General features: G+C 55.3%; 14 protein-coding genes. 5 read left to right on the top strand and 9 right to left on the bottom strand.

The window, feature by feature from the left end; genetic code table 11:
- Positions 1–210 precede the first annotated feature (210 nt).
- A complete protein-coding gene (locus H8693_RS08515; RefSeq protein ID WP_249280612.1) occupies positions 211–837 on the top strand; it encodes a hypothetical protein in 627 nt (208 codons plus the stop codon).
- Between the two features lie 51 nt (positions 838–888).
- Here the strand turns inward: H8693_RS08515 and H8693_RS08510 are convergent, their stop codons facing one another.
- Together H8693_RS08510 and nadE are read right to left on the bottom strand one after the other, a co-directional pair.
- On the bottom strand, positions 889–1,686 hold the full coding sequence (locus tag H8693_RS08510; protein WP_249280611.1) for a DeoR/GlpR family DNA-binding transcription regulator: 798 nt from the start codon (positions 1,684–1,686) through the stop codon (positions 889–891).
- Positions 1,687–1,765: 79 nt separating this feature from the next.
- A complete protein-coding gene (gene nadE, locus H8693_RS08505; RefSeq protein WP_249280610.1) occupies positions 1,766–3,157 on the bottom strand; it encodes an NAD(+) synthase in 1,392 nt (463 codons plus the stop codon).
- 268 nt (positions 3,158–3,425) lie between these two features.
- Here nadE and H8693_RS08500 point away from each other — a divergent pair, with 268 nt between their 5' ends.
- The 4 genes from H8693_RS08500 to H8693_RS08485 are packed head-to-tail and all read left to right on the top strand — an operon-like array spanning position 3,426 to position 7,042.
- Positions 3,426–4,853 (top strand): NAD(P)/FAD-dependent oxidoreductase, encoded by a 1,428-nt coding sequence (locus tag H8693_RS08500; protein ID WP_249280609.1) that lies wholly within the window; start codon positions 3,426–3,428, stop codon positions 4,851–4,853.
- Positions 4,854–4,863: 10 nt separating this feature from the next.
- A complete protein-coding gene (locus H8693_RS08495) occupies positions 4,864–6,108 on the top strand; it encodes an NAD(P)/FAD-dependent oxidoreductase (protein ID WP_249280608.1) in 1,245 nt (414 codons plus the stop codon).
- Between the two features lie 3 nt (positions 6,109–6,111).
- Complete coding sequence (locus tag H8693_RS08490) at positions 6,112–6,456, top strand: DUF1667 domain-containing protein (RefSeq protein WP_249280607.1); 345 nt, start codon at positions 6,112–6,114, stop codon at positions 6,454–6,456.
- A 19-nt stretch (positions 6,457–6,475) separates the two neighbouring features.
- On the top strand, positions 6,476–7,042 hold the full coding sequence (locus H8693_RS08485; protein WP_249280606.1) for a glycerol-3-phosphate responsive antiterminator: 567 nt from the start codon (positions 6,476–6,478) through the stop codon (positions 7,040–7,042).
- A 123-nt stretch (positions 7,043–7,165) separates the two neighbouring features.
- Here H8693_RS08485 and H8693_RS08480 read toward each other — a convergent pair whose 3' ends face one another.
- The 7 genes from H8693_RS08480 to hemW form a co-directional block, all read right to left on the bottom strand.
- On the bottom strand, positions 7,166–8,590 hold the full coding sequence (locus tag H8693_RS08480) for a 4Fe-4S dicluster domain-containing protein (RefSeq protein WP_249280605.1): 1,425 nt from the start codon (positions 8,588–8,590) through the stop codon (positions 7,166–7,168).
- Between the two features lie 205 nt (positions 8,591–8,795).
- Positions 8,796–9,908 (bottom strand): molecular chaperone DnaJ, encoded by a 1,113-nt coding sequence (gene dnaJ / locus H8693_RS08475; protein WP_249280604.1) that lies wholly within the window; start codon positions 9,906–9,908, stop codon positions 8,796–8,798.
- 114 nt (positions 9,909–10,022) lie between these two features.
- A complete protein-coding gene (dnaK, locus tag H8693_RS08470; RefSeq protein WP_178620970.1) occupies positions 10,023–11,876 on the bottom strand; it encodes a molecular chaperone DnaK in 1,854 nt (617 codons plus the stop codon).
- Positions 11,877–11,916: 40 nt separating this feature from the next.
- Entirely contained in the window at positions 11,917–12,492 is a 576-nt protein-coding gene (grpE, locus tag H8693_RS08465) for a nucleotide exchange factor GrpE (protein ID WP_249280603.1), read from the bottom strand.
- Between the two features lie 12 nt (positions 12,493–12,504).
- Positions 12,505–13,554 carry a heat-inducible transcriptional repressor HrcA gene (gene hrcA / locus H8693_RS08460; protein WP_249280602.1) on the bottom strand — a complete coding sequence of 350 codons (1,050 nt, stop codon included), beginning with the start codon at positions 13,552–13,554 and terminating at the stop codon, positions 12,505–12,507.
- 370 nt (positions 13,555–13,924) lie between these two features.
- The gene (locus tag H8693_RS10680) at positions 13,925–14,053 is read right to left on the bottom strand and encodes a hypothetical protein (protein ID WP_283243777.1); all 129 of its coding nucleotides are present in this window, start codon (positions 14,051–14,053) and stop codon (positions 13,925–13,927) included.
- Between the two features lie 233 nt (positions 14,054–14,286).
- Complete coding sequence (hemW, locus tag H8693_RS08455; RefSeq protein ID WP_249280601.1) at positions 14,287–15,375, bottom strand: radical SAM family heme chaperone HemW; 1,089 nt, start codon at positions 15,373–15,375, stop codon at positions 14,287–14,289.
- Between the last annotated feature and the right edge of the window lies 1 nt (position 15,376).

Below are 15,376 nucleotides of genomic sequence, written 5' to 3'. Positions count from 1 at the left end.
CAAATGCCACTTTTGCCCCGCACATAGAGAAAGAAACATTTTCCCTGATTCCATTGTATTCCTCCCTCTGCCGCGGTTTTTGCGGGAATCTGAATTCTTTTAGCCTACGGATTCATTTTATAATAAATCCTTGACAGCCGCCATCCGGGCGGATACCATGAGGATGATGTATAAACCGCTGCCTCGATGGCATGTATAAGGAGTCTTTCTATGAAAAAAAATTGCAAAAGAATCGCTTGTTTGGCCTCTCTCTTCCTGCTCTTCGCCCTTTTGGCGGGATGCGCGCCGTCCAATGACGCTTCCCCTGCTTATGAGCGGGGAACCTGGAACAACGGCGTCTATAAAAATACGTTTTTTGGCATCCAGCTGACGCTGCCGGAGGATTGGAAAGCGGATACGGATGAGGAGCTGGCGGAACGCATGGGAGTCGCGATGGATACGGTGGCCCAGGGCATAGGCGCAGATGCCAGCAGCCTGAAACAGCGGGTTTCCTATGAATTTTTCGTCTATAACGAAAAAACGCTCTCCAATATTTCTTTCAATGTAGAGAAACTCTCCTCCTCCCTGTCGGAGGAAGAGTATCTCTCCGCCGTAAAGCTCCAGCTGGAAAAGATGGAAAACATCCAGGTCACCTTTGGCGAAGAAACCAGCGTTTCCATCGGCGGGCAGGAGTGGCTCTGCCATTCCATGACGGCAGTCTCCCAGGGAAACACGGTTGAACAGAAAACCTATCTGCTGAGCAAGGATACATATATGGCCTGTCTGACGGCCTCCTATACTCCCGGGAACAGCGCAGATATTGAGGCCCTGGTTTCCGGCATAACCCCTCTTTCCTGATCTCGGGGCAAGCAAAAAACAGGAGCTATATAGCTCCTGTTTTTTATCTGCCTATTTTTCCACACTTACGACCTCAATTTCCAATCCCTCGCTCCGCAGCTCCTCCACAATGCGCTCGTCGGCCCGGTCGTCCGTATACAGAACGTCCACCTCCGATAAGTCCGCAAATTTGATAAACGCGGCTTTTCCCAGCTTTGTATGATCGGCCAGAAGGATCACGTCGTCCCCGATATGCACCATTTCCTCCTTGAGCTTGGCCTGGTCCATATTGGGAGAGGTGACTCCCTTTCCCGCTGCGACACCGTTGGTGGAGAGAAACACCCGGTCTACGTTCAAGCCCTGAAGGGCCGTGATGGTCATGGGGCCGGAGGTATAGAACAGGTCCCGGCGCAGAATGCCGCCCATGAGAATGATGGTCGCCTGGGAGTTCCGTTCCAGAAAAGTCGCCACCTGCAAATCATAGGTGACAACCGTCAGGTTCTGCACATGGGTCAGGTGCTTGGCCAGCTCCAGGGTGGTGGTGCCGCTGTCGATGGCAACCGTGTCCCCATCCTGCACCATGGCCGCCGCCGCCTCGGCAATCGCCCGCTTTTCATCGATGCGCTCCACCAGCTTTTCATAGAACGTCGGTTCATAATTGGTCTTTCGGTTGCTGATGGCCCCGCCATGGGTCCGCTTCAAAAGCCCGGCAAATTCCAGCTCCCGCAAATCGTTGCGGACGGTCGCCGGGGATACTTTAAATTCATCGCAGAGCTGCGCCACTGTGGTCTTTACCTGCTTGTTGACCAGCTCCACAATCAGATGCTTGCGTTCCTCCGCGAATACGCTTTCCTCATTTCCTCTGCTCAAATCAATGGCTCCTCCGATTCCTTTTTTTCCTGCATTGTGTCGTCGAATCCATCTTCCCTTTCCCTCTTTGCCGCATGGGCTAAACCAGTTTCGCTCCCATCTCTTTAAGTTCCAGGAGCGTCTTTTCATGGGCATCGCGGTCAATATAGGCCAAACCCTTTTCGAGTAAAATCACTTCAAATCCATTCTTCAATAAATCTATCACGGTATTTTTCACGCAGTATTCCGTGGCAATCCCGCTCACGACGACCCGGCGGGTCAGGTTATATTTCAGCGCGCCATAGAATTCGTTTTGGGCGTTGAAGCCGGAATATTCCTCCCGCATGGGGTCGGTTCCCTTGCAAAAGACATTATAGCGCACAAGAGGCGTGTTGATGGTTTTATGGATCTGATAAAACGCCTCCGGCCATGTGCTGTCCTCTGTCCCCTGAACAGCATGGGCCGACCACTCGCCGCCGTTTTCCTTGAAAGAGCAGTGCTCCGCCGGATGGCAGTCGCCCACATAGAGCACCCGCATTTCCGGGTGGGCGTCCATATAGCCGCAGGTATAGGCCACGGCCTCCTCCGCACCCTGGCAGGCCATGCTTCCGTCCACAAAGGCGTGAATCATATCCACCACCACATGGGTAGTGTCCTCGGCTTTACCCTTCCACCAGGTGTTCATGGGGGAGGCGGGCATATGCCGCTTGTGCTCCGCGCGCTCATAAAGGGACACGATGCGCTGCATCTTCTCCTTATCGATCAGGTTACCCTGCAGATAGAGAGCCAGTTCCTCATAGCGGATGCCCAGTTCCTCCTCGTCCGAAGAGGAAATGCCGAGCCCCGCCGCCGGTGCTTTTTTCATGACGCATTCCGGCGCGCCATACCGCGCGGCGATGGCATAGATATCCGGCTTGATGAGGCCATCCAGCGGGTTGAAATCGCTGCCGCCGTCGCCATATTTTGTGAAATACCCCGTCACATTTTCGGTGGCATGGTCGGTGCCTATCACCAGCAGATTTTTCGCCAGGGCATATTGCTCCACCATCCGCAGCCGTGCCTGGGTGTTGCCCAGCGCATAGCGGTTCTCCGGATCATAAAAGGGGCAGGAGGAGATATCCGCGAGCACGCCGGCATAGGCGTTTTCGATGGAGACGGTGGCCGCCTCGATATTGTCAAACCGGGCCAGAAGCGCATCCCGGCACTGGATGGAATCCGCCATATCCGCCTGCTCGCCGTTGGGAAGCAGCAGCAGATAGAGAACACCACTGATCTCCTTCACCGCATCCGCCGCCAGGGCCGCCGCAGCGAAGCTGTCGATCCCGCCGGACAATCCCAGCATATATCCCCGAAGCCCTGTATTTTTCAGGTATTCCCGGATCGCCGCCTTGATTTCCTCTATCTTCTTGTCCAGGTATTCCTCCTGAGTCTGGCAATCCCGCCGGAAATCCAGCGGCAGAGCGTTTAAAATCTCTCTTTGCTTCATTTTCATATCTCTCTTCACTCCATTCCCAGGCATTCTTCCTATACACTTCTCTATTATATCCTTTTTTTGGGGAAAATCCAGTATTGACAAAGTTTTTTTCTGCGGGCATAATAAATAATAGAAAAATACGGATATTTTCGACGAAATATCCCAATCATAATCCGTCCCCGCTGATGTTGGCAGAGAAAAAGAGAAACATACATCGCTTTTGTTGATGTATGTTTTTTGTTTGTCCGGCCAGCGGGACGGGCCAGCGAGGAAAGGAGCCGTTTTTATGGTTGACGTCGCCATCATCGGACTCGGGATCACCGGGGCCGCCTGCGCCCGGGAGCTGTCCCGCTATCATCTGCGCGTTTTGGGCCTGGAAGCGCAAAACGACTTTGCCGCCGGTGCCACCCGCGCCAACAGTGGCATTGTGCATGCCGGCTATGACGCGAAGCCGGGAACAAACAAAGCAAAATACAACGTCCGCGGCAATGCCCTCTATCCCCTTTGGGCAAGGGAGCTGGAATTTCCCTTTATCCAAAATGGCTCTCTTATCGTCTGCCATGATGACGGGGATCTTCCCGGCCTTCAGGCTCTCTATGACCGGGGAGTGCAGAACGGCGTCCCGGACATGGAGCTTTTGGATGAAAATGCTCTTCATTCTCTGGAACCAAATCTTTCACCGGCCTGCAGGGGCGCGCTCTATGCCAAAACCGGCGGCATTACCTGTCCCTATGAGTTCTGCATTGCCTGCGGCGAAAATGCCCGGGAAAACGGCGCGGAATTTATCTTTAACGCACCCGTCACCCAGATCCGCCGGGAGGACGGCGGCTTTGCCATAACGGCAGGCGAAAAGATATACCATGCCCGGACAATCCTTAACGCCGCCGGACTGTATTCCGACGCCATTCATAATCTGCTGAGCCGGGTTCCTTACCGCATCCAGCCCCGCCGGGGTGAATATCAGCTGATGGACAATGCCGCCGGGGCTTTTTTCACCCGGACAATTTTCACCCTCCCCACCCCCATGGGCAAGGGAGTGCTCATCAGTCCCACTGTGGATGGAAACCTCTATCTCGGCCCCACTTCCCTGGACAGCACTGACAAGGAGGATACCTCTACCACTGCCGAAGGCCGGGCTTTTATCTTGAAAAAGGCGGCGGAGAGCTGGGATAATTTCCCCAAAAACCGCTTTATCACCGGCTTCACCGGGCTGCGCGCCCATCTGATTGAGGGAGGAGACGATTTTATCGTCGGCTCGGCGCCGGATGTTCCCGGGCTGTTTGACGCCGTGGGCATTGAGTCCCCCGGCCTGACCTCCGCGCCCGCCATTGCGGAAGACCTTTCCCGGCAGATCGCGGCTTACTGCGGAGCGAAAAAAAAGGACAATTTTCAGCCTCATCGCCCGGCGATCCGTTCCTTCCGCACCATGACGAATGAACAGCGCCGCCAGGCCATTGCGGAGAATCCTCTCTATGGCCATATTATCTGCCGCTGCGAGCAGGTTTCCGAGGCCGAAGTATTAGAAGCCATCCGCCGGGGAGCGCGAACGGTGGACGGCGTGAAACGCCGCACCCGTGCCGGTATGGGGAAATGCCAGGGCGGTTTCTGCGGCCCGGTCATTCTAGAAATCCTGGCCCGGGAGCTGGGATGCGATCCCACGGAAATTCTCAAAGATGCTCCGGGCTCCAACATTCTCGTTGGGCCCATTCGATAAGGAGAACGCTATGCTGCATTATGATGTTGCCGTCATTGGCGGCGGTCCTTCGGGAATGGCGGCGGCCCTTGCCGCCTCTAAAGAAGGCGCCTCCGTCCTGCTTTTGGAAACCGAGCCCCGGCTGGGGGGCATTTTGAACCAGTGTATCCATAACGGGTTTGGGCTGCATATTTTCAAAGAGGAACTGACCGGCCCGGAATATGCGCATCGGTTCATCCGCCAGATCCAAGATTCCCCGGTGGAAGTGCTGCTGAACACGCTGGTTTTGGATGTATCCCCCGGCCGCCAGGTGCTTGCCGTCAGCAAAGAGCGGGGGCTTTTGGAGATTCAAGCCGGCGCTGTCGTCTTTTCCACGGGCTGCCGGGAGCGCCCCCGCGGGGCCATCGGCATTCCGGGCACCCGTCCGGCCGGCGTCATTACGGCGGGCGCCGCCCAAAAATATGTGAATATCGACGGCTATCTGCCCGGCCGGGAGTGCGTTATCCTGGGCTCGGGGGATATCGGCCTCATCATGGCCCGGCGCATGACGCTAGAGGGGGCCAAAGTGAAAGCGGTCGTCGAGCTTATGCCCTATAGCAGCGGCCTGGCCCGGAACATCAAGCAATGCCTGGACGATTTCGGCATCCCCCTGCTGCTCTCCCATACGGTCGTGGAAATTCACGGGAAGAACCGTGTGGATGCCGTCACCATCGCAAAAGTAGATGATAATCTGTCCCCCATTCCAGGAACCGAGGAGATCATCCCCTGCGACACGCTGCTTCTCTCCGTGGGCCTGATCCCCACCGTCGAGCTGGCCACCAAGGCCGGAGCAGAACTGGCGGGCAGCCAGGTTCGGGTAGATCAGCATTTCTCCACCTCCCACCCCGGCCTGTTCATCTGCGGCAATACGCTGCATGTCCATGACCTGGTGGACTATGTCACGGAGGAAAGCACGGTGGCCGGGCAGTTTGCGGCGGCCTATGCCAAGGGGGCGCGCCCGGCAGACGGCAGGGAAATTCCCATTCAGCCGGGAGAGGGAATTACCTACACGGTTCCCCAGCGCCTTACGGGCGAATCCTTCCGCGAAAATATCACCCTTCGCTTCCGCACCCGCCGGGTATATAAACAGGCCCGCCTGGTGCTTTCCAGCGGCGGAAAAACCATCGCCTCCTTCAAACGCCCGGTCATGGCGCCGGGAGAGATGCAGACGCTGGTATTGAAGCCCGAACTTTTGAACAGTCTGGGAGAAAGCCTCTCCCTTCATGTGGAGGAATAGATTATGCAGGAACTCATATGTATCCGCTGCCCCATGGGATGCAAATTGCAGGCAGAGCTGATAGACGACACGCTGTTCGTCACCGGCAATACCTGCCGGCGCGGCGAGGAATATGCCCGGGAGGAACTAACCTGCCCCAGGCGCATTGTCACCTGCTCGGTGAAAGTCCAGGGAGCCAGCGAGCCTTTGTCTGTCAAAACCGAGAGCGGCGTTCCCAAGGATATGGTTTTCGAGTGCGTCGCGGCCATCAAAGCTCTCTGCCTCCATGCACCCATCGCCATCGGTACGATCGTGGCGGAAAATATCTGCGGAACCGGGGTTTGCGTAAAGGCAACAAAGTCGGTATAATACCCTTGAGGTGGTTTTTTTGAAGGAAATTTTGCAATCCAGCCCGGTCATCGCCGCAGTAAAGGACACCCGCAGCTTAGAGGCGGCCTGTCTCTCCCCGGCGAAGGTGGTTTTCTTGCTCTCCGGCAGCATTATCGATCTGCCGGATAAGGTGCAGCAGATCAAGCGGGCCGGCAAGCGGGTATTTGTCCATGTGGATCTCGTGGATGGACTAAAGCCGGATAAACAGGGGATCCTCTATATGTCCAGAACCGTGCGCCCCCATGGCATCATCTCCACCCGCCCCGCCACCATCAAGCTGGCGGCCGACTGCGGCCTGCAGGGTGTGCTTCGCATCTTTATGATTGACGCCAGTGCCTTTCACACTGGCGTGCAGGGGATTTCCGCCTGTCATCCGGCGTTGGTTGAAGTCATGCCCGGTCTGCTGCCCGGCATCATCGCCAAACTGCGGCAGCGTGTTTTGGTTCCCATCGTCGCCGGCGGCATGATTGAGGAAAGCGCCCAGGCCCTGGCGGCCCTGAAAAGCGGCGCCGTCGCCATTTCCACCAGCCGGGAAGCCCTCTGGTATGGCCTCACGGAAAAATAGAAGAAAATATGACTTTGGCCCGTTTACGACGCAGTTTTTTATTTCTTGCCTTTTCCTTTTCGGAAAGGGCTTTTTTCAACGAAAAAGAGACGGCCTCCGGGCCGTCTCTTTCTTTTATCCCTTTCAGATTTCCAAGACGCTCACTGCGTCTGTAATGTTCTTCTCCATAGCCTCTTTTCCGTATTTATCGACAGCCGCCCGGTCCTTGGGGCCGTGAGTCAGGCAGGCCGCCCCGCCGATGCAGCCGTCAACGCAGGCCATGCCTTCAATGAAATTCTCCTTCAGCACACCTTTGTTGGCCTTCAAAAGAGCCGTGCGGCATTCCTGAATCCCGCTGCAGGACACGGCGTTCAGCTTGAACTGTTCCTCCGTGATGCCCTGTTCTTTGAGCGCCTGGGCCACCGCGTCTGTCAGGCCGCCGCTCCGGGCAAAGATCCGGCCATAATACGACGCGTTGTCCAAAACCTCCTCCGGCAGCTCGCCCAGAGGGATTTCCCGGCTGTCGAACAGCGCCTGCAATTCCTCAAAAGTAATGACGTTATCGATATAATCCTTCACGCTGTCCTTTTGAATTTCGGCCTTTTTCGCCGTGCAGGGCCCAATGAACACGATCTTGCAGCCCGGGTGCATCTCCTTGATATATTTCCCGATGGTCGCCATCGGCGAAAGGTTATGGGAGATCTTATCCACCAGCTTGGGGAACTGCGTTTCAATATAGCGCACAAACGCCGGGCAGCAGGAACTCGTCAAAAATCCCTTTTCCGCCAGCTCCGCCGCTTCTTTATAGGCCACCATATCCGCGCCCAGCGCGGCTTCCACGACGCTGTAGAACCCCAGCTTCTTGATGCCCGAAACCACCTGCCCCATGGGGACGTTAAACTGGCCGGAAATCGAGGGGGCTACTACGGCAAATACCTGGTATTTTGTGTTATTTTCCGAACCCCGGAGGATTTTGATGGTATCCAGAATAAAGGATTTATCCATCATCGCGCCAAAGGGGCATTGGTATACGCACGCCCCGCAGGCGATACATTTTTCATCGTTGATTTTCGCCTTTTTATCCGCATCCATGGAGATCGCCTTGACCTTACATGCGTTTTCGCACGGACGCAGGGATTTGCGGATGGCGGAATATGGGCAGGATTTGACACATTTTTCGCAGAGCACACATTTATCATGGTCGATCACAGCCCGGTGATTGACGATGGAGATCGCCCCCTTGGGGCAGTTGTTCATGCAGTGGTGTGCCACGCAGCCGCGGCATGCCTCGGTCACGCTGATCTGCGTAATGGGGCATTCGTCGCAGGCGGTTTTCAGCACCTCAATGACGTTTTTGATCCGGCGGTCGCCGCCCATCGCCAGGCGCACCCGCTCGCTGATGATGGCCCGCTCCTTATAGATGCAGCAACGCAGCGTGGCGTTCGGCCCCGGCATGATGCGCTCCGGGATCTCATAGATCTCATCCTGCAGCCTGTCTTCATAAGCCAAGGTTGCAACCTCTTTTAAGACCTTATATTTCAGTTCCTGCACACTGGTATCAAATAGCATGTTGTTTCCCCTCTACTCTTTTTTCTTTCTAAAACGGACAGGCCTCCTGGCCAACGTTCTTACTCTATCATGTTTATTATAATTTTCCCAGGAACTTGTGTCAATGAAAATGCGCCATATTTCCTTTTATTGCTTTTTAATACGGCTTTTTTCTCCTTTTTACAGCCCTCATAAAAAAAGCGGGATACTATCCCGCTTTTCTCCCTCATTTTTTGAAAATCCCCCGGCCCTTTTTGTGCTCCCGGGTGTTGGGCATGCCCTCCATCTCCAAAATCAGCTCCTTCTGCCGTTCTGTGAGCTTGCGCGGCACCACCACGTTCATCTTCACATAGAGATCGCCATGCCGATCCTGCCGCAGGTATTTGATGCCCTTGTCCCGCAGGCGGAACACAGTTCCCGGCTGCGTTCCGCTGGGAATGGTATATTTCACCTTGCCGTCCAGTGTCGGCACCTCCAGCTCGCAGCCCAGCGCCGCCTGGCCAAAGCTGATGGGCATATCCATATAGAGATTGACGCCGTCGCGCTTAAATGTCTTGTGGGGCTTCACGGTAATATATACATGCACATCCCCGCTGGGGCCGCCCTTCTGCCCGGCGTCGCCCTGGCCGGTGAGGGTGATGATCTGGCCGTCGTCGATGCCGGCCGGAATATTGACGCTGATGGTCCGGGTTCGCAGTACACGCCCCGTGCCCCGGCAATGATCGCAGGGATCCTCCACAATATGCCCTTCCCCATGGCAGGTGGGACATGTGGTGACGTTCATCACGCTTCCAAACAGACTTTGCTGCTGCCGCCGGATCTGGCCGCTGCCGCCGCAGGTGGGGCAGGTTTTCGTGCTGCTTCCCGGCTTTGCGCCGCTGCCGCCGCAGGTTTCGCAGTTTTCCTGCCGGGAAATGCTGATATCCCGCTTGACGCCAAAGGCCGCCTCCTCAAAGGAGATCTTGACGCTCACATCCACGTCGCCGCCCCGCATGGGGCCGTTTCTCTGGGCTGTCCGGCCGCCGCCGAAAAAGCTGTCGAAAATATCTCCAAAGCCGCCAAAGCCCTCGAAACCGCCAAAGCCGCCGCCATATCCCGCGCCTCCGGCGCTGCCGTCAAAGGCCGCCGAGCCGAACTGGTCATACTGCGCCCGTTTTTTATCGTCTGAAAGCACCTGGTATGCTTCGTTTACCTCTTTGAATTTCTGCGCGGCGCTCTCATCATCCTTGTTCATATCCGGATGATATTTTTTCGCCAGCTGCCGGTATGCTTTTTTTATTTCGTCGCTACTGGCGCTTTTGTCTACGCCCAGCGTCGCGTAATAGTCTTTTTCTGCCAAATGCCTCTACCGCCTTTTTCTTTTTTCCCCTGCCCAAAAAGCTCCATAACCCCGAACAAAGAAGGCAGAAAATCCGCCTTCTTTGCTGCGAGTGCTATGCTTTTTATTTTCGCCTTATTTCTTATCCTTATCGTCGTCCACGACTTCATAATCGGCATCCACCACGTTGTCGTCATGGGGCGCCTGCTGGCCCGCGTCCGCTCCGGGTGCACCCTGCGCGCCGGCCTGCTGGCCTGCCGTCTGCTGATAAGCCTTGCCGAACACTTCATAGGAAACCGAAGTCAGAGACTCAGTGGCCTTCTTGATCATATCGTTATCGTCTCCGGCCAGGGCTTTTTTCAGATCCTCCACCTTTTCCTCGATGGCCTTCTTGTCAGCCTCGGAAATCTTGTCGCCTAGATCCTTGACCGTCTTTTCAGTCTGATATACCAGGGAGTCGGCGTTATTGCGAATTTCAATGCCTTCCTTGCGCTTCTTATCCTCTTCTGCATACCGCTCCGCATCCTTCACGGCCTTGTCGATATCTGCATCCGAAAGGTTGGTGGAAGCCGTAATGGTGATATTCTGTTCGTTGCCCGTGCCCAGATCCTTGGCGGAAACATGCACGATGCCGTTGGCGTCGATATCAAAAGTAACTTCAATCTGCGGCACACCGCGGGGAGCCGCCGGAATGCCTGTCAGCGTGAAACGGCCCAGCGTCTTGTTGTCCGCCGCCATTTCCCGTTCGCCCTGGAGCACATGAATTTCCACACTGGTCTGCCCATCCGCCGCCGTCGAGAATACCTGGCTCTTTTTCGCGGGGATGGTAGTATTGCGCTCAATCAGCCGCGTGCATACGCCGCCCAGCGTCTCAATGCCAAGAGACAGAGGCGTAACATCCAACAGCAGCACATCCTTGACTTCACCGCCCAGAACGCCTGCCTGAATGGCCGCGCCCAGAGCCACGCATTCATCCGGGTTGATGCCCTTATAGGGTTCCTTGCCCGTGATGCGCTTTACCATCTCCTGCACGGCGGGAATCCGGGAGGAACCGCCCACCAGGATTACCTTGTCGATATCGCTGGCCTTCAGGCCCGCATCCTGCAGCGCCTTAGTCGTCGGGCCTTCGGTCATCTTCACCAGATCTTCGGTCAGGTGATCAAACTGCGCCCGGGTCAGGTTCATATCCAGATGCTTGGGACCCGAGGCGTCCATGGTGATGAAGGGCAGATTGATGTTGGCCTGCATTACGCCGGAAAGCTCAATCTTGGCCTTTTCCGCCGCTTCCTTCAGCCGCTGCATCGCCGCCTTATCCTGGGAAAGGTCAATACCGTCGGATTTTTTGTATTCGCTTACCAGCCAGTTGACAATGCGGTCGTCGAAATCGTCGCCGCCCAGACGGTTATTGCCGTTGGTCGCCAGCACTTCGATGACGCCGTCGCCGATTTCCAGAAGCGAAACGTCGAAGGTGCCGCCGCCCAGGTCATATACCAGAATCTTCTGGCTGTTTTCCTTATCCAGCCCATAGGAAAGGGCCGCTGCCGTCGGCTCGTTGACGATCCGCAGCACCTCCAGACCCGCGATCTTGCCGGCATCCTTAGTGGCCTGCCGCTGGGAATCCGAGAAGTAGGCCGGAACCGTAATGACCGCCTGGGTCACAGGCTCGCCCAGATAGCTCTCGGCATCTGCCTTCAATTTTGCCAGGATCATGGCGGAAATTTCCTGGGGCGTATATTCCTTATCGTCGATCTTCACTTTGCGGTCGGTGCCCATATCCCGCTTGATGGAAGCGATGGTGCGCTCGTGGTTTGTCACCAGCTGCCGTTTTGCGATCTGGCCCACCAGACGCTCGCCGTTTTTGGAGAATGCCACGACCGATGCCGTCGTCCGGGCGCCCTCTGCGTTGGGAATTACTACCGGCTCGCCGCCTTCCATAACGGCTACGCAGCTGTTTGTCGTTCCAAGGTCAATACCAATTACTTTGCTCATGCTCTGTTCCTCCTGTTTTCTATCCTTAAATATTAAAATTTCAGTTGGTTACTTTCACCATGCTGTGGCGCAGAACCCGGTCTTTTGTCTTATAGCCCTTCATCAGCACTTCTTTTACGATGCCGCTTTCCTGGCCTTCCTCGGCCTCCTCCTGCATCACTGCGTTATGCAGGTTTGGGTCAAACTCCTTGCCCAGAGCTTCGATTTCCTCCACTCCCAGCTTCTCTAAAACCTCGCGCAGCTGTTTTTCCACCATTTCCACGCCGGTTTTAATGGCCTTTGCGCTCTCTTCGTTCACTTCCACCTGCAATGCGCGCTCCAGGTTATCCAGCACCGGCAGAATCAGCAGGGCGGTTTCCATCTGCCCATCCGCAAATGCCCGGGATACCGCGGCAGCGTTGCGCTTCTTATAGTTCTCAAAATCCGCCCGCTCCCGGATGAGGGCATTCAAATATTCATCCCTCTCGGCAGCCGCTTTTCCAGCTTCCTGTGGAACCGCTTCCTTCGTTTCTTCTCCCGCTCCGGCCTCTGCCTCCGCATCCTGTGCCGCCTCTGCCTGGGTTTCTTCCTTTATCGTCTCTGCTTTTTCTGCTGCTTCCTTTTTCTTTTTTGCCATCTCACTTCTCCTCTATTTTCTGTTTGTATCCATATTTAAACAATATTGCAGTATCTCATTCATACTGGCGCCTACGCAGCTCATGATGGAGAGCACTTTGCCATAGTTCATGCGGGTCGGCCCAATAACGCCGAAAGACCCGATCTTTTTATCTCCGACTTTATATGTCGCCGTCACCACGCTCATATCTTTCAGCTCGTCAATTTCGTTTTCCTTGCCAATCTTGATGGTAAACTCCATATCCGTCGCTCGGGTGAGCATGTCATACAACTGATCCTTGGTTTCCAGAAGCTGCAAAAAGTTCTGAGCCTTGCTCACATCCCGGTATTCCGGATGATTGAAAATGTTCTTGGTCCCCCCCAGGACGACCTCTTTTCCCGCCCGGGGCGCAATATTTTTGCGGACGGCATCCAACATGCTGTTCAAAAAGAGGCGGTGCCCCTCGATGTCTCCCGGAATTGTGCTGCGCACAGCCTCCACAGCCTCCGACAGCCGCAGGTTGCTCACTTTATCTGTCAGCAGGTTGGAGATCATCTCCAGATAGGCGTTATCCATATCCTCCGCAATATCGATCATCACATCCTTCACCATGCCCGTGCTGAACACAAACAGCATGATGGCCTTCTGGTCAGAAATACGGACGATCTGGATCCGCTTGAGCTCAATTTTGGAAAGCTGCGGCGCCAGCACTAAGGACGTCATATGCGTCACATCCGAAAGTACCTTGGCGGTCGTTTCAATGACGCTCTCGATCTCTCCCATCCGAGAGCTGAAATATTGGCGGATCAGCTGGATCTCCTCATCCTGCAGGCTGCTCACCCGCATCAGCGTATCCACATACAGCCGGTATGCTTTATCCGAGGGAAGCCGCCCGGCGGAGGTATGGGGCTGCTCCAGATATCCCTCTTCCTCCAGGTCCGCCATCTCGTTGCGGATGGTGGCAGAGCTATAGGGGAGGTCCGGCCGTTTTGCCAGCGTCCGCGATCCGACGGGGATTCCGGTCAAAATATAGTCGTCGATAATCGCATGCAGAATCAATAACTGCCGCGGCGTCACGTTCATTCTCCCAACTCCTTCCGCAAATTTGTTAGCACTCTTTCTTATTGAGTGCTAACACCATGTCTTAAAAATAGCACTATTTCCCATGGAAGTCAATAGGCTATTTGTTACGAAAGCATGAATTCCCGCTTTCTTTATCATATCTTTTCGGCGGCTGCGCCTTCGCTTTTTCTCATCCTAATTATACCCGGTTACAGCTGTTTAAAACCGCTGAAAAACAAAAAATGGCTATGGCTTCCCCGCTTTTTCATCCTCAGGCAAATTCATCAAATGCGATTTTCCGTTTTACCCGCGCTATATGCAGTCTTTTCCATCATTTTTTGAATCTGTGCTGTCATATAAGATCGAGAGGCCTTTGTATCTGCCGCCGGGTTTAAGCGTCTGTCCAAAATAGGGCTCTCGCCATATCATAGCTTTCCTTGGGATGGGGATGCGCCATTACGCCGTTCAGCCCGATATCACATTCCTTCCCCAGCCGCTTCGCATTTCTTTCCCGCTTCATGCAGACACTCCCGGCAAAGCGTTCAAGGCCATGATTCATGGCCAAAGCACGAGCCGCCCAAATCTTCCTTCAGGTTTCCGGCAATTTTTCCGGATACTGCTCATCATCGTGCATATCCCGCTCTTTTATTCGCCGTTTCCTTTAAAGCATCCACAAAAAAATAGCGCCCCCCCCCCGAGAAAGCAATGCCGGTTTCCCGACCCTCCTCAAAAGGGCGCGCTGTTTCTTTGCCATTATATACTGCCGACCAGGTCCAAAACCACGCCGTCCTGCAAATCCAAGCCCCGGTTTGTCAAAACGATCCGGCCCTCTTGCCGCGTGAGCAGGCCGCCTAGCTCCAACCGGCTGACGCAGTCCATAAACTTCCTGCCCTGGGGCAGCCCTGCCAGCTCCATTCCTCGGGTGAGGCGGGTTTCCAGCATGATCTTTTCAAAGATCCGGTCGTATTCGCTCCGCTTCACATAGGTGATCCGCCCGGTTCCCCTTTTGGTCATCCCCTCAATATAGCTGTCCAGCCGGTCCTCATTGGAAAACCGCGCTCCCTGATAGCAGGAATGGGCCGCTGCACCCAGGCCGACATAGTCCTTAAGCGTCCAGTATTTGATGTTATGGGCGCACTCCCGCCCAGGTTTGGCAAAATTCGAAATTTCATAGCGGGCAAAGCCGGCCCTCTCCAAAATGGCCCGGATGCCATGGAACATGGCCCGATCCAGCTCCTCGTCCGGCTGCTTCATGCCATACATCGGGGTTCCCTTTTCCAGCTTCAGGGCATAGGCCGAAATATGCGAAAGCGGCAGCGCTGCCACCGTCCGCGCTGTTTCCTCCGCCTGGGCGAGCGTCTGCCCCGGCAGGGCATACATGATATCCGCGCTGATATTGGAAAATCCCGCAGCCTGGGCCGCTTCCAGAGCCCTCAGAAAATCGGCATAGGTATGAATCCGCCCAATGCGCTCCAGCAGCTCCGGCTGCACGGCCTGAAGCCCTAGGCTCAGGCGGTTTGCGCCCAGGGCGGCATATTCCCGCGCCTTCTGCGGCGTCAGGGAATTGGGGTTGGCTTCGATGGTGAATTCCGCTCCCGGCGCAATCCCAATCGAGCGGGCCACTCCCTCCACCAGCCGGCGCATCTCCCCTTCCGGAAGAAAGGAAGGGGTTCCGCCGCCGATGAACACGCTGTCCGCCGTCTCGCCCGCATAGTTTTCCGCCTCGCGGATGACCGCGTCAATGTAATCCCCCATCCGTTCCTGCCGGTTTGGATAGGATACAAAATCGCAGTACCCGCACTTTTTCTCGCAGAACGGAATGTGAATATAGAGTCCAATCATG

Source organism: Guopingia tenuis (assembly GCF_014384805.1).
Classification (GTDB): Bacteria; Bacillota; Clostridia; order Christensenellales; family Christensenellaceae; genus Guopingia; species Guopingia tenuis.
The sequence above is the reverse complement of the archived record's forward strand: the minus strand, read 5'-3'. Positions and strand labels throughout refer to the sequence as shown.

Coding starts and splice junctions, on each gene's coding strand:
- H8693_RS08515 (WP_249280612.1), top strand. CDS start 211: ATGAAAAAAAATTGCAAAAGAATCGCTTGTTTGGCCTCTCTCTTCCTG.
- nadE (WP_249280610.1), bottom strand. CDS start 3,157: ATGAAAATGAAGCAAAGAGAGATTTTAAACGCTCTGCCGCTGGATTTC.
- H8693_RS08500 (WP_249280609.1), top strand. CDS start 3,426: ATGGTTGACGTCGCCATCATCGGACTCGGGATCACCGGGGCCGCCTGC.
- H8693_RS08495 (WP_249280608.1), top strand. CDS start 4,864: ATGCTGCATTATGATGTTGCCGTCATTGGCGGCGGTCCTTCGGGAATG.
- H8693_RS08490 (WP_249280607.1), top strand. CDS start 6,112: ATGCAGGAACTCATATGTATCCGCTGCCCCATGGGATGCAAATTGCAG.
- H8693_RS08480 (WP_249280605.1), bottom strand. CDS start 8,590: ATGCTATTTGATACCAGTGTGCAGGAACTGAAATATAAGGTCTTAAAA.
- dnaK (WP_178620970.1), bottom strand. CDS start 11,876: ATGAGCAAAGTAATTGGTATTGACCTTGGAACGACAAACAGCTGCGTA.
- grpE (WP_249280603.1), bottom strand. CDS start 12,492: ATGGCAAAAAAGAAAAAGGAAGCAGCAGAAAAAGCAGAGACGATAAAG.
- hrcA (WP_249280602.1), bottom strand. CDS start 13,554: ATGAACGTGACGCCGCGGCAGTTATTGATTCTGCATGCGATTATCGAC.
- H8693_RS10680 (WP_283243777.1), bottom strand. CDS start 14,053: ATGAAGCGGGAAAGAAATGCGAAGCGGCTGGGGAAGGAATGTGATATC.
- hemW (WP_249280601.1), bottom strand. CDS start 15,375: ATGATTGGACTCTATATTCACATTCCGTTCTGCGAGAAAAAGTGCGGG.